The 13,680-nt window shown below is 66.8% G+C and carries 11 protein-coding genes and 1 pseudogene; 8 read left to right on the top strand and 4 right to left on the bottom strand.

The window, feature by feature from the left end:
- Positions 1-350 precede the first annotated feature (350 nt).
- The 6 genes and pseudogenes from U1737_RS18355 to U1737_RS18330 all read left to right on the top strand — a co-directional run bounded on the left by U1737_RS18355 (position 351) and on the right by U1737_RS18330 (position 6,034).
- Positions 351-2,327: a sialate O-acetylesterase gene (locus U1737_RS18355; RefSeq protein WP_332797769.1), complete on the top strand. Its 1,977-nt coding sequence runs from the start codon at positions 351-353 to the stop codon at positions 2,325-2,327.
- Positions 2,328-2,418: 91 nt separating this feature from the next.
- Entirely contained in the window at positions 2,419-2,589 is a 171-nt protein-coding gene (locus U1737_RS18350) for a hypothetical protein (protein ID WP_332797813.1), read from the top strand.
- Positions 2,583-2,735: pseudogene (locus tag U1737_RS18345) on the top strand (glycoside hydrolase family 3 C-terminal domain-containing protein); the annotation flags it as partial. The gene U1737_RS18350 and the pseudogene U1737_RS18345, both read left to right, overlap by 7 nt.
- A 466-nt stretch (positions 2,736-3,201) precedes the next feature.
- Entirely contained in the window at positions 3,202-4,344 is a 1,143-nt protein-coding gene (locus U1737_RS18340) for a fumarylacetoacetate hydrolase family protein (protein WP_332797768.1), read from the top strand.
- Between the two features lie 17 nt (positions 4,345-4,361).
- Positions 4,362-5,147, top strand: a complete 786-nt coding sequence (xylB, locus tag U1737_RS18335; RefSeq protein ID WP_332797767.1) for a D-xylose 1-dehydrogenase — start codon at positions 4,362-4,364, stop codon at positions 5,145-5,147.
- A complete protein-coding gene (locus U1737_RS18330) occupies positions 5,138-6,034 on the top strand; it encodes an SMP-30/gluconolactonase/LRE family protein (protein ID WP_332797766.1) in 897 nt (298 codons plus the stop codon). The genes xylB (U1737_RS18335) and U1737_RS18330 overlap by 10 nt, the downstream gene beginning before the upstream one ends.
- Here U1737_RS18330 and U1737_RS18325 read toward each other — a convergent pair.
- The 4 genes from U1737_RS18325 to U1737_RS18310 all read right to left on the bottom strand — a co-directional run bounded on the left by U1737_RS18325 (position 6,000) and on the right by U1737_RS18310 (position 10,894).
- Entirely contained in the window at positions 6,000-6,341 is a 342-nt protein-coding gene (locus U1737_RS18325) for a hypothetical protein (RefSeq protein WP_332797765.1), read from the bottom strand. The genes U1737_RS18330 and U1737_RS18325 overlap by 35 nt on opposite strands.
- Positions 6,342-6,373: 32 nt before the next feature.
- A complete protein-coding gene (locus U1737_RS18320) occupies positions 6,374-7,819 on the bottom strand; it encodes a sugar porter family MFS transporter (protein ID WP_332797811.1) in 1,446 nt (481 codons plus the stop codon).
- 76 nt (positions 7,820-7,895) lie between these two features.
- Positions 7,896-9,674, bottom strand: coding sequence for an IlvD/Edd family dehydratase (locus U1737_RS18315; RefSeq protein WP_332797810.1), 1,779 nt, complete (start codon positions 9,672-9,674; stop codon positions 7,896-7,898).
- Positions 9,675-9,808: 134 nt separating this feature from the next.
- The gene (locus tag U1737_RS18310; protein WP_332797764.1) at positions 9,809-10,894 is read right to left on the bottom strand and encodes a LacI family DNA-binding transcriptional regulator; all 1,086 of its coding nucleotides are present in this window, start codon (positions 10,892-10,894) and stop codon (positions 9,809-9,811) included.
- A 202-nt stretch (positions 10,895-11,096) separates the two neighbouring features.
- Between U1737_RS18310 and U1737_RS18305 the strand changes: the two genes are divergently transcribed.
- Together U1737_RS18305 and xylB (U1737_RS18300) are read left to right on the top strand one after the other, a co-directional pair.
- Positions 11,097-12,230 carry a glycoside hydrolase family 43 protein gene (locus U1737_RS18305; RefSeq protein ID WP_432715054.1) on the top strand — a complete coding sequence of 378 codons (1,134 nt, stop codon included), beginning with the start codon at positions 11,097-11,099 and terminating at the stop codon, positions 12,228-12,230.
- The gene (gene xylB, locus U1737_RS18300; protein WP_332797763.1) at positions 12,230-13,675 is read left to right on the top strand and encodes a xylulokinase; all 1,446 of its coding nucleotides are present in this window, start codon (positions 12,230-12,232) and stop codon (positions 13,673-13,675) included. Before U1737_RS18305 ends, xylB (U1737_RS18300) begins: the two co-directional genes overlap by 1 nt.
- The last annotated feature ends 5 nt before the right edge of the window (positions 13,676-13,680 follow it).

Raw genomic sequence — 13,680 nt, 5'->3', positions numbered from 1 at the left:
CCGGTCGAATTGACCAATTCACGGCGGCCAGAAAAGAGTTGCTGGCGGTCTTTGTCGGCGTATAAATTGAAGTGTGAGCGATACCAACGCTGCCAAGAATGGCGAGGTACGACACGATGTTGATGGGAGACGGACCGCGCAAAACCCTATGCCGAATGCGGTCGTCGCCGGACAAGCAATCCGGAAGAGCGGCGTGGAGAGGCAGCGCCTGATTGCGGGCTCGCCGCGCTACCGGATCCGGCTGCGCGAGATCGCCGCGCGGGGGATGCCGACGCCATGATTCTCCCCGTTGCTCCTATGCCCGCCTTACCTCCTCCCTCCCCCTTTCCTCCTATCGAAGCGGCAAACGCATGAAGATCCGTCCGTCGAACGCCCTGTCAGTTGCCATGGTCGGAATCGCCGTATCGCTCGGCTCGGCAGTATCTGGCTCGGCGGCAGCGGCCGATCCGAATATCGCCCCACGCCTTGACGGGATCATCGGGGATCACGCGGTCCTGCAGCGTGGCCAGCCCGTCGTGCTGCGCGGCCAAAGCCTTCCGGGCAGGCCGGTTACGGTCCGCCTGGCGGGCCGTACCTCGACGGTGAAGGCGGATCGCGATGGTCGATTCGAGCTGCGCCTGAAACCGCTTTCCGCAGGCGGGCCCTACGACCTGACGGTTACCGGTAGCGACGGCGTGACGACGATCCACGACCTGCTGATCGGCGACGTGTTCCTGTGTTCGGGACAGAGCAACATGGAACTGGCGGTGAATTCGGCACAGGACCTGATACCCGACGCGCATCCGCCGCTCGACGATCAACTCCGCCTCGTCACGATCGCCAAGGCGACCAGCGAAACGCCGCTTGCCCGGTTCGCGGCCAAACCGCAGTGGGCGGCGGCAGATCCCGATACCGTCCCGGGGTTCTCGGCGGCCTGTTTCTACATGGTGCAGGCGCTGCGGCGGAGCGAGCGCGTGCCGATCGGCGCGATCCACGCAAGCTGGGGCGGATCGCGGATCAGCGCCTGGATGAGCGACACTGCGCTGCGGTCTGCCGGGATGGCGCGCGAGGCCGACCTGCTCGCGGTGCACGCAAAGGACGCGGTCGCCGCAGAGCGAGGCGCGTCGACGATCTGGGAAGAATGGTGGCGAGGCGGCACGGGCGACGCCAAAGGGCGCGAACCCTGGCAGCCGGACGCCGTGCTCGACTGGAAGCCCGTGCCGAAGATCGGCAATTTCGAAAATTGGGGCGTGCCCGCACTCGCCGACTATAACGGCATGGTCTGGTATCAGCGCGTCGTCACGCTGACCACCGCGCAGGCGCGCGGCGCGGCGACGCTGGCGATCGGCGTGGTCGACGACGCGGATCGGACATGGGTCAACGGCATCGGCGTCGGCGGGAACAGCAATGCCGGCCGGCCCCGCATCTATACGCTGCCTGCTGGCGCGCTGAAGGCGGGGCGCAACGTCATCACCGTCAACGACGATGACGTCTATGCCTATGGCGGGATGACCGGGCCGGCGGATACGATGACGCTGACACTGGCCGATGGCAGCGTCGTGCCGATCGGTGACGGCTGGCGCTACGCGATCGCCAGGCGCGTGCCGGGCAACGCGCCGCGCTCGCCCTGGGACGACATCAACGGCGCGGGGACCTTGTACAACGGGATGATCGCGCCGCTCGGGCCGACGGCGCTCGCCGGGATCGCATGGTATCAGGGCGAGTCCGATACCGGCCTGCCCGGATACGAGACGCGGCTGGCCACCATGACCCGCGCATGGCGGCAACAATTCGGTCGGCCGACGATCCCGCTGGCGATCGCGCAGCTTGCCAATTACGGCACGCCCCCGATCGCGCCCGGCGAAAGCGGCTGGGCCAATGTCCGCGAGGCGCAACGCGTGATGGCACAGCGGGACGGTCATGCAGGGGTCGCGGTGACGATCGATCTCGGCGATCCGCTCGATATCCATCCCGGCGAGAAGCATGCCGTCGGGCAGCGACTCGCGCGGGTCATCCGTCCGCTTGCCTATGCGGGCCGCGAGCCCGTCGGTCCGGGCATCGCGTCGGCAAGCCGCACCCCCGACGGCGGAGTGACGCTACGCTTCACCGGGGTCACGGGCGCGCTGCATGCACGGGCGTCGGCACAGGCGATCGGCTTCGAACTGTGCGGAGCCGATGCCGGGAGCTGCCGCTATGCCAGCGCGGTCGCCCGCGGCGATCGGGTAACGCTCGCGCCCGATGGCAAGCCGGTCGTCCGCGTCCGCTATGCCTGGGCCGACAGCCCGGTGGTCAATCTGGCGGACGAGGCGCAACTGCCCGTGGGACCGTTCGAGATCCCGCTTTCCTGAGGTGCCGCAAGGGAGACCTGCGCTGCGGGCCTGTCAGGACTTGTGGCGCGGGAGCGTGGCGTCTGCGGCGATCGCTTAGGCTTTCGCGGCGGTGGCCGGACCGACACCCGCACGACAGACGGCGCAGGCGCTCGCGCCGGATGCCGCGCATATGGACGGAATCGTTGCACGGCGCGCTTGCGCCGGCGCCCGCACCAATTTTCCGGAATCGACCCGCCACAGCGCCAACATGATCGTCTCGGCGCACGACCTGGAGCCATGAACGGCAGCGCGATCGATCTGCCCTGGGCCAAGGCCAATGCCGCGGCGATCGTCGAAGCTTGGTATCCGGGCCAGGCCGGTGGCCTTGCAATCGCGGAAATGCTCGCGGGGCCGATCAACCCTGCAGGCCGCCTGCCGCTGACCTTCTGCGATGGCGTCCTTCGCTGGCGTCACGGCGCCGATCGCGTTCGCAAAGTCACGGCCGGGCGCTTCAAGGTCAGCGTGGGCGGCGGCCAAGCGAGGACCGGCACACCGATCCGATCGGCCGTGCTTGCCACCAAAAAGACGATCACGCTGCCGCGATGACCGACCTTGGGTGCGACCATGCTGCGGAGCTTTGGCCGAAACGTCGAATATACCGCCAGTCGTCTTGCAAACGCGGTTGGTATGTCGGTAATGGTACCGCTACCGTTGTCAATCGGCGGAGGAGAGGACGTGCATGGTCGGTAAGCCCGGCCATAATGGAACACCGTGACGAGACAGCATGGACCGGTATGACGTGCAAGGCATTGAAATGCCCCGCCCCCGGTCCGCCGCCGCTGCCCGTTACTACCACCCTCCCCCCGCCGCCGTCCTTTAGCCCGACCGAAACAGCCTTGCCGGAGATGTTGCCGTGACACTCGCTTTCGATACCCTCGACGCCCTTGGACCCGACTGGCGCACCGGTCGCTGGATTGGTCGAGTCGACCTCGGCGAAGGACCGACTCCCGTCATCGTGTCGGACGGCACTGTCTACGATATGAGCCGGGTCGCGCCGACGGTTGCCGAACTCGTAGCGCGCGACTTGCTCGATCCGCATGCCGGGACATCGATCGGCGATCTCGACTCGCTTGGCCTGTCGACCGATGGCATGCCGCGATTGCTGAGCCCGATCGACGTTCAATGCGTTAAGGCGGCAGGCGTGACGTTTGCCGTATCCGCGCTCGAACGCGTGATCGAAGAACAGGCGCGTGGCGATGCCGGTGCCGCCACTGCGGTGCGGGCACGGCTGGAGCAGCGGATCGGGGGCGGACTGGCGCGCGTGGTTCCCGGTACGCCCGAGGCGGCCGCCTTGAAGGCCGCCTTGATCGAGGAAGGACTCTGGTCGCAATATCTCGAGGTCGCGATCGGCCCGGATGCCGAGATCTTCACCAAGGCGCCGTCTTTGTCGACGGTCGGATGGGGCGCGAAGATCGGTGTGCGATCCGATTCGACGTGGAACAACCCAGAGCCCGAGATCGTGCTGCTGGTTGCCCCCGATGCCCGCGTGGTCGGTGCGACGATCGGCAATGACGTCAACCTGCGCGACTTCGAAGGACGCTCGGCGCTGCTGCTGGGCAAGGCGAAGGACAATAACGCGTCCTGTTCGCTCGGCGCCTTCATCCGGCTATTCGACGACGACTTTACGATCGACGATGTTCGCCGTGCCGAAGTGGTGCTCCGCATCGAGGGCACCGACGGCTATGTCCTCGATGGCGCCAGCTCGATGAGCCAGATCAGCCGCGACCCCGAGGAACTGGTACGCCAGGCGCTCAGCGAGCATCAATATCCCGACGGCTTCGTCCTGTTCCTCGGCACCCTGTTCGCGCCGACCAAGGATCGCGACGATGCCGGCCGCGGCTTCACGCACAAGTCGGGCGATACCGTCTCGATCGCCGCGCCCGGCCTCGGTCGCCTCGTCAATACCGTCACCACCTCGAAGGCCGCACCGCCCTGGGAATTCGGCTTGGTAGCGCTGATGCGCAACCTCGCCGCGCGCGGGCTGTTGTCGGCATGACTTATTCGGAGAACAATGTGCTGCAGAAAACCGCCGGTCGCCACGAAGGCGCCGTCTATCCGTCGCTCAGGGACAAGCGCGTCATCATCACCGGCGGCGGATCTGGCATCGGCGCCGGGCTCGTCGAAGGCTTCGTGGCACAGGGCGCGAAGGTCGCGTTCGTCGACGTCGCGGAGGCAGACAGCCGCGCACTGATCGAGCGACTGTCGGACGGCGCCGACCACGCGCCGATCTTTCACGCGCTCGACCTGACCGATCTCGATGCGCTGAACACGGTGTTCACGACGATGATCGACCAGCTCGGCGGCGTCGATATCCTGATCAACAACGCCGCCAACGACGATCGCCATACGATCGCCGAGGTGACCCCGGCGTATTGGGATCAGCGGATGAACGTCAATCTCCGCCATCTGTTCTTCGCGGCACAGGCAGTGGTGCCTGCGATGAAGGCGGCGGGCCGCGGCGCGATCGTCAATTTCGGCTCGATCAGCTGGCACCTCGCGATGGAGGAACTGATCCTCTACCAGACCGCAAAGGCGGCGATCGAGGGCATGACACGCAGCCTGGCGCGTGACCTCGGCCGCGACGGGATCCGCGTCAACGCGATCATCCCGGGCAACGTCCAGACGCCGCGCCAGGAGAAATGGTACACTCCCGAAGGCGAGGCCGAGATCGTCGCATCTCAGTGCCTCGACGGCCGGATCCAGCCCTCGGATATCGCCGCTATGGCGTTGTTCCTGGCGTCGGACGATGCGCGGATGTGCACCGGTCATAATTATTGGGTAGATGCGGGATGGCGCTGATCGGTATCGTGGAACCGGTCCTTAGGGTCGGCGCGACCCTCGGCGAAGGGCCTTTGTGGCTCGACGATGCGCTGTGGTTCGTCGACATCAAGCAGCATCAGGTGCACCGGTTCGACCCCGTGACCGGCGACCACCAGCGCTGGACCGCGCCCGCGCAGGTCGGCTGGGTTCAGCCGCTGGCGGATGGCGGCATGCTCGCCGGTTTGCAGACCGGGCTTCACCGGTTCGATCCGGGCGACGGCAGCTTCACGCATCTCCACGTGGTCGAGCCCGACGCGCCGGGCAACCGCCTGAATGATTCGACCGTCGATGCCGCAGGTCGGCTCTGGTTCGGGTCGATGGACGATGGCGAGAGCGCCGTGTCGGGGCTGATCTACCGCGCGGATGCGGACGGCGTCGCGCCGGTGGTCGACGGGATCGTCATCACCAACGGCCCCGCGGTCTCGCCGGACGGCACGACCCTGTACCACTGCGACACGCTCGGCGGCACGATTCACGCCTGCACGATCGGCGCGGATGGCAGCCTGCTCGACACGCGCGTCTTCGCGGCGGTCGATGTCGCGACCCAGGGGTATCCCGACGGCCCGATCGTCGATGCCGACGGGTATGTCTGGGTATCGTTCTACGGCGGCTGGTGCGTGCGGCGCTATGCCCCCGGCGGCACGCAGGTCGCCGAGGTCCGGTTACCCGTCTCGAACGTCACCAAGATCGCGATCGGCGGCCCCGATGGCCGCACCGCCTATGCGACGACCGCGTCCAAGGGATTGAGCGACGAAGACCGCGCGCGACAGCCGCTCGCGGGCGACGTGTTCGCGTTCGATGCGGGTGTGGCGGGGCAACCTGCCTATGAGATTACGTCATCGGCGTTTCGGCCGCTCGACGCCTAACGTCGCACCGCCAGGATCGCGCCGACCATGCCGCCGATCCAGGCGGATGCGGCGAGTGCGCCACCCACGATGAAAAATGCGCAAAGGCCATGGCCCCGGCGTCCGTCTCGTCCGGACCCGGCGGCTTTGACACGAAGTAGAACGCGGTCGTCCAGAACACCGCGAGGATCAGGACGGCGAGCAGCGACCCGCCGACACCGATCGCCAGTCCCCGTGACCAACCCAGGCGGCGCAGGCCAGACGCCGTGCGTCCGCCTGCAAACCATCCGATGGCGAGAACGAGCAGGAGCATGACGGTGCCAAACATCGTGATGGTGCCCTACACGCTCCTTCTCTCGATCAGCCGGTCATGTCCTCGAGTTCGCGACCGCGGGTTTCGTTGACCAGCGCCTTCACGAAGAAGAACGAGATCGCCGCGAAGAACGCGTAACCCGCATAGGTCACCGCCAGGCCCGGCGACACCGCGAGCGCGGGGAAGCTGACCGAAATCGCGGCGTTCGCGATCCACTGCGCGAAGCCCGCCACCGCGAGACCTGATCCGCGGATCTGGTTCGGGAACATCTCGCCGAGCATCACCCACATCACCGGGCCCCAGCTCGCATTGAAGAAGATGACGTACAGGTTGGCCGCGACCAGTGCGATCATGCCGTTATGACCGGGCAGCGACACCGCGCCGTCCGCGCCCGTCACTGCGGTCGAGAACGCATAGGCGACGACCGAGAGCGTGACGGCCATGCCCGCCGAGCCGACCAGCAACAGCGGCTTGCGGCCGATCTTGTCGACGGTCGCGATCGTGAACAGGCACGCGGCGATCGACAGCACACCCGACAGGATGTTGATCTGCAACGCATTGTCTTCGGTAAAGCCGACCGCTTCCCACAGCACCGCGCCATAATAGAACACGACGTTGATGCCGACGAGCTGCTGGAACACGGCGAGGCCGATACCGGCCCACAGGATCGGCCGAATCTTGCCGGTGGTCTTGTCGAGCAGATCGCTAAGCTTTGGCTTGTGATGATCCGCGGACAGCGAATTGCGGATCTCGACGACCTTGCGGTCCGCCTCTTCGCTGCCGAACAGACGCGTGAGGACGACGTGCGCCTCGGCTTCGCGACCCTTGGCGACCAGGAAACGCGGGCTTTCCGGGATCACGAGCAGCGCGAAGAAATAGATCGCGGCCGGGATCGCCTGCAGCCAGAACATCCAGCGCCAGGCGGGATAGCCGAGCCAGAAATCCGCGGTCGAGCCCCCGGCATAGCGGGCGAGCGCGAAGTTCGCGACGAACGCGCCGGTCAGACCCGAGATGATCATGACCTGCTGCACGCTCGACAGGCGACCGCGGATCGAGGCTGGCGTGACTTCGGAAATGTAGACGGGCGAGATGACGCTGGCCGCGCCGACGCCGAGGCCGCCGATGATGCGCGCGAAGATGAAGATGCCCGATCCGGTTGCGGCACCGGCAAGCAGCGCGCTGAACAGGAAGAGCCCGGCAGCGAGCATCATCACGTTGCGGCGACCGATCGCGTCGGCCATCCGCCCGGCGCCGAAGGCCCCCACCGCCGAGCCGACGAGGATCGCGCCGACATTGACGCCGATCCCGAGCCGACCGAGACCGAACGCCGCCTCCAGGCCCTTTTGCGTGCCGTTGATGACGCCCGAATCATAGCCGAACATGAAGCCACCGATCGTCGCCACCGCAACGATCGCGGCGATGAAGCCGTGATTGACCGCGGCGCTTCCCTGTAATCCGGCCTGTAATCCCGCCCCCGGGTCTCCGCTGTGCATATTCGCCATGATGTTCCTCTCCTGTACGCCGACCGTTGCGGCCTGGTGTCGTCTTTGCGTGTATTCGTCGAACCGGTCAGTGATTATGCCGCGGCGTCCGCGCCGCGATGCCGCGGTACTTGACCGCGAAATCGAGCACCGCGCCATCGGCGAGCTGCCCCGTCTTCTCGCGGTACAATTCCTCCCACGGCGTGTTGCTCCTCGGCACCGGTGGTGCCGGCTCGCCACGCCGCCGCGCGATCTCGTCATCGTCGACCAGCGCGTCGCACCGCCCCGCCTTCAAGTCGATGCGGATGATGTCGCCGGTCCGCAGCCACGAAAGCCCGCCGCCGACCGCGCTTTCGGGGCTCGCATTCAGGATCGACGGACTGTCCGACGTCCCCGACTGGCGCCCGTCGCCCAGCGTCGGCAGCGTCATGATGCCGCGCTGGATCAGGTGATCGGGCGGCTGCATGTTGACGACCTCGGCCGAGCCCGGCCAGCCGATCGGCCCCGCCCCGCGGATCACGAGGATGCAGTCCTCGTCGATGTCGAGCGCGGGATCGTTGATCCGGTGGTGATAATCGTCCGAGCCCTCGAACACGATCGCGCGCGATTCGAACACGTCCTCGGCACCCGAGCGCTCGAGATAGCGCGCACGAAAGGCGGGCGAGATCACGCTGGTCTTCATGATCGCGACGTCGAACAGATTGCCCGACAGCACCAGGAACCCGGCCTGTTCCTTCAGCGGCGTGTCGTACGCGCGGATCACCTCGCGGTCGGTCGCGACGCGGCCGGTTATGTTCTCGGCGAGCGTCCGGCCGGTGACGGTCAGGCAGTCGCCGTCGAGCTTGCCCGCCGCGAGCAACTCGCTCAGCACCGCAGGCACGCCACCCGCACGGTGGAAGCGTTCGCCGAGGAACCGCCCCGCCGGCTGGACGTCGACCAGCAGCGGCAGGTCATAGCCGTGATCGGACCAGTCGGCCGCGGTGATCTCGATCCCCGCATGCTTCGCCATCGCGTGGATGTGCGGCTGTGCGTTCGACGACCCACCGATCGCGGTCACGACGCGGATCGCGTTGAGGAAGCTTTCGCGGCTGAGGATCTGCGACGGCCGCAGGTCCTCATACGCCATGTCGACGATCCGCCGCCCGGTCTCGTACGCGAACTGGCCGCGCTCGCGGTAGGGCGCGGGGATCGCCGCGCAGCCGGTCAGCGACAGGCCGAGCGCCTCGGCGACCGCGTTCATCGTCGAGGCGGTGCCCATCGTGTTGCAATGCCCGGCCGACGGCGCGCTGTCGGTCGCGCGCTGAAGGAACTCCTCCTCGTCGATCTCGCCCGCCGCGAGCTTGCGCCGCGAGCGCCAGATGACGGTGCCCGATCCGACCAGCTCGCCCTCATGCCAGCCGTCGAGCATCGGTCCGCCCGACAGCACGATCGCAGGGATATCGACGGTCGACGCCGCCATGATCCCCGACGGCGTGGTCTTGTCGCAGCCGGTGGTCAGCACGACCGCATCGATCGGATAGCCGTACAGCGTCTCGACCAGCCCCAGATACGCAAGATTGCGATCGAGCGCCGCGGTCGGCCGGCGGCAATTCTCGAAGATCGGATGGACCGGGAATTCCATCGCGATCCCGCCCGCGTCGCGAATGCCGTCGCGGACGCGGCGCGCGAGATCGAGATGGATGCGGTTGCAAGGCGACAGGTCGCTGCCGGTCTGGGCGATGCCGATGATCGGCCGTCCCGAGCGGAGCTCCGCGGGGGTCAGACCGTAGTTCATGAACCGTTCGAGGTAGAGCGCGGTCATATCCGAGCGCGCGGGGTCCGCGAACCAGTCACGCGATCGGAAGGGCCGAACCGGTTGCCGTTGCACGCGATACTCTCCTATCGAGCCGTCGCCGATCGGCTGGCGGCATTCATTGCTGGTATCGCTACCATCTTCCCGGACGGCGTCAAGCATCTCGCGTTGCTGCCGGCCCTGCAAAAACTACGCCCCGCCGTCGCCTTTTAGCCGTGCTGCGCGCGCGGCCGCTGCCGCGGCGCCGCATCGGACTGGCGACGAATCAGCGTATAGTCGAGCAGACGATGGCGATCGCTCATAATCATGCCACTCGGGCGGCGGATCGTCGCAACCAACATCTCGACGGCGACTCGCGCCATGTCCGCGATCGGCTGGTAGATCGTCGTGAGCTCGGGCCAGATCGCGGTCGACAATGTGGTATCGTCGAATCCGCACACCGTAAGGTCCCCCGGCACGTCGAAGCCGCGACGATGCGCGACTGCGACCGTGGCAGCGGCCATGTCGTCGTTGGACGAAAAGATCGCAGTCGGCGGCTCGGGAAGCGCCAACAGCGCTTCCGCCGCGTCGAGACCCGATCGGTAGGTGTAGAGGCCGGACTGGATCAGCGTCTCGTCGAGCGCGATTCCTGCCTCTTGCAACGCGGCCCCATAGCCTTCGAGGCGACGCGCACTCGCCGAAAGATTGGGATTGCCCGTGATGAACCCGATCCGCCGATGGCCGAGCGCCATGATGTGGCGGGTCATCGTCAATGCCGCCTCGCGGTCATCGATCCGGACCGCAAGCACCTCGTCGGACGGACGGCCACTGGCGACCGAGACGGTCGGGATCCGCGCCTCGGCCAGCAGCTCGAGGATCGCATCTGCCTCGCACAACGGCGGCGGCAGGACGATGCCGTCGATGCCGCCCGCGATCAGGTGTCGCGTGACCTCGAGCTCATGCTCGCCGAGTTCGCATTGCTCGACGATGATCTGGACATCGCTACGCGCTGCCTGATCGAGACTGCCGAGCAAAAACTCGCTGAGAAATCCTGCGCTCGGATTGCTGTAAAGCAGTCCGATCCTGGTCTGCCCTGCCCCGGCGAGGCTGCGCGCGGCGGGGTTGGGCGCATAGTTCAGCGCGGTAATCGCCGCGTTGACGGCCTCGCGCGTGACCGGGCGGACGTTGCTCTCGCCGTTGATGACCCGCGAGACGGTCATCGGCGATACGCCGGCCCGACGCGCGACGTCGCTGATAGTCGGCGCGCCGCCCGCGCGGCGGGACGGTTTGGCGATAGGCGGTGGGGAAGTATCCATTGCCCTATCGTTAGCGCAACCGCCCCTTGCAGGAAATGCCTGTCGACATGGACCCGGGTCCAATCGACCTCAGTCCTGGGCCATCGTCGGTAAAGTCCGCTTGCCCGCCTCGAACGTCCTGTTATGGTAGCGCTATTTCCGCAGTGACGCGGGTTGGCAGATCTCGCAGAAGATCGCGTAATTTAGGAAGGATCGAACGGTCGTGCAGCTTCGTATATCCACCCTCGCCGCGGGCTTGCCCCTGCTGCTCGCCGGCAGCGTCGCGCTGGCCCAGACGGCTCCATCCACCGGCCCTGCCCCGACCGCCGCAAGCAAGGCGCCGCGCAGCCCCGAGGGCAAGCGCTATCTGTCGCAGCCCCTGGTCACCAGCATCTACACAGCGGACCCGTCCGCGCATGTCTTCAACGGCAAGATCTACGTCTATCCGAGCCACGATATCGACGTGAAGGTCGCCGACGACGATCTCGGCAATCAATATGCGATGCGCGACTACCGCGTCCTGAGCATGGACCGGATCGGCGGGCCGGTGAAGATCAACGGCGTTGCGCTCGATGTGAAGGATGTGCCCTGGGCGTCGCAGCAGATGTGGGCCCCCGATGCCGCCTACAAGAACGGCACCTATTATCTGTACTTCCCGGCGCGCGACAAACAGCTCGACAAGAACGGCCTCGGCACGTTCCGGATCGGCGTCGCCACCTCGAAGAGCCCGGTCGGCCCGTTCAAGGCCGATCCCAAGCCGATCGAGGGCAGCTTCTCGATGGACCCCGCGGTGTTCACCGACGCGAACGGCACCAGCTATATGTATTTCGGCGGCATTTGGGGCGGCCAGCTCCAGCGCTGGAAGGACGGCAAGTTCGACGCCAACGGCTCGGACACAGATCTCGGCAAGGACGATCAGCCCGCGCTGTCGGGCCAGATCGCCAAGCTAAACCCCGACATGAAGAGCTTCGCCGAGACCCCGCGCGACGTCCAGATCCTCGACGAGGCCGGCAAGCCCGTGCTCGGCGGCGACCATGAACGCCGCTTTTTCGAGGCGTCCTGGGTCTTCAAGCGCGGCGGCAAATATTACTACACCTACTCGACCGGCGACACGCACTTCCTGAACTACGCGACCGGCGACAATCCGTACGGCCCGTTCACGTACAAGGGTCATATCCTCAAGCCCGTGCAGGGCTGGACCAGCCACCATTCGATCATCGAATGGAACAAGAAATGGTGGCTGTTCTATGCGGATACGCAGATGAGCAACAAGAACCACCTGCGCAACGTCAAGGTGACCGAACTCAAGTTCGCGCCCGACGGCTCGATCCCGACCATCGATCCGTTCGTCAACTGATGTTCCTCGGAATCGATATCGGCACCTCGGGTGTCAAGGCCGTGGTGCTCGACGAGCATGGCAGCGTGGTGGGCCAAGGCACCGCCGCGCTGACCGTGCAGCGGCCGCATCCGCTCTGGTCCGAACAGGATCCAGACGCGTGGTGGAAGGCGACGATCGCCGCGGTCCAGGCGATCGACCCGAGCGTCCGCCGTTCGGTGCGCGGCGTCGGGCTCGCCGGCCAGATGCACGGCGCGACGTTGCTCGATGCCGACGATAAGCCGCTGCGCCCCGCGATCCTGTGGAACGACGGGCGTTGCTTTGCCGAATGCGAGGCACTCGAACGCGCCGTCCCCGATCTGCGCAAAATCTCGGGCAACATCGCGATGCCCGGCTTCACCGCGCCAAAGCTGCTCTGGGTCCGCGAGCATGAGCCTGAGGTCTTCGCGAAGATCGCCACGGTGCTGTTGCCGAAGGACTATGTCCGGCTGCTGATGACCGGCGACAAGGCGTCGGACCTGTCCGACAGCGCCGGCACCTTGTGGCTCGACGTCGGCGGCCGCTGCTGGAGCGACGAGATCCTCACCGCCTGCGGACTGACGCAGGCGCAGATGCCGGCGTTGTTCGAAGGGTCGGCGATCACCGGCACGCTCACCGCCGAAGTCGCCGAACTCTGGGGCATGCCGCAAGTGCCGGTCGCGGCAGGCGGCAGCGACAATGCGGCGGGCGCGGTCGGCGTCGGTGTCGTCAGGGACGGCGATGCGCTGCTGTCGCTCGGCACGTCGGGTGTGATCTTCGTCGCGACCAAGGATTTCCGCCCCAATCCAGCGCGCGCGGTCCACGCCTTTTGTCATGCGCTACCCGGCATGTGGCACCAGATGTCGGTCCATCTCTCGGCCGCATCGTGCATCGACTGGGTCGCGCGGATCACCGGTGCCGCCGGTGCCGCAGACCTGTTCGCGCGCGCCGAGGCTGCCGGCCCTGCCAGTGGCCCCGAGATCTTCCTCCCCTATCTCTCGGGCGAGCGCACGCCGCATAACGACCCCGAGGTACGCGGCGCGTTCCTCCGCCTCGACAACGACACCGACGCCGGCCGCCTCTCGCAGGCGGTGCTGGAAGGCGTGGCGTTCGCGCTCGCCGACGGTCTCGACGTGTTGCGTGAGGCCGGCACGACGGTCGAGCGCCTCGCGGTGATCGGCGGCGGCGCCCGCTCGCGCTATTGGGGCCAGGTGATCGCTGCGGCGATGGAGGTCGAACTCGTCTACCTCCAGGGCGGCGAGGTCGGCCCCGCGCTCGGTGCCGCGCGGCTCGCGCAGCTCGGCGTCGACGGCGGCGATCCCGCCGACATCTGCGTCGCGCCCCCCGTCTCGCACACCATCGTCCCCGACCCTGCCCTCGTCTCGGCGCTCGCCGAGAAGAAGGCCGCGTTCCGCCAAGCCTATTCCCGCATCACCCCCAAATCGTAGGAAGC

Origin of the sequence: Sphingomonas fucosidasi (genome assembly GCF_036663855.1) — a bacterium.
Classification (GTDB): Bacteria; Pseudomonadota; Alphaproteobacteria; order Sphingomonadales; family Sphingomonadaceae; genus Sphingomonas; species Sphingomonas faeni_B.
Note: the sequence above shows the minus strand (reverse complement) of the source record. Positions and strands in the feature narration are given on the sequence as shown.

Bases quoted from the DNA above. Each gene is read 5' to 3' on its own strand.
- U1737_RS18355 (WP_332797769.1), top strand. From the start codon at position 351: ATGAAGATCCGTCCGTCGAACGCCCTGTCAGTTGCCATGGTCGGAATC.
- U1737_RS18330 (WP_332797766.1), top strand. From the start codon at position 5,138: ATGGCGCTGATCGGTATCGTGGAACCGGTCCTTAGGGTCGGCGCGACC.
- U1737_RS18325 (WP_332797765.1), bottom strand. From the start codon at position 6,341: ATGTTTGGCACCGTCATGCTCCTGCTCGTTCTCGCCATCGGATGGTTT.
- U1737_RS18320 (WP_332797811.1), bottom strand. From the start codon at position 7,819: ATGCACAGCGGAGACCCGGGGGCGGGATTACAGGCCGGATTACAGGGA.
- U1737_RS18310 (WP_332797764.1), bottom strand. From the start codon at position 10,894: ATGGATACTTCCCCACCGCCTATCGCCAAACCGTCCCGCCGCGCGGGC.
- xylB (WP_332797763.1), top strand. From the start codon at position 12,230: ATGTTCCTCGGAATCGATATCGGCACCTCGGGTGTCAAGGCCGTGGTG.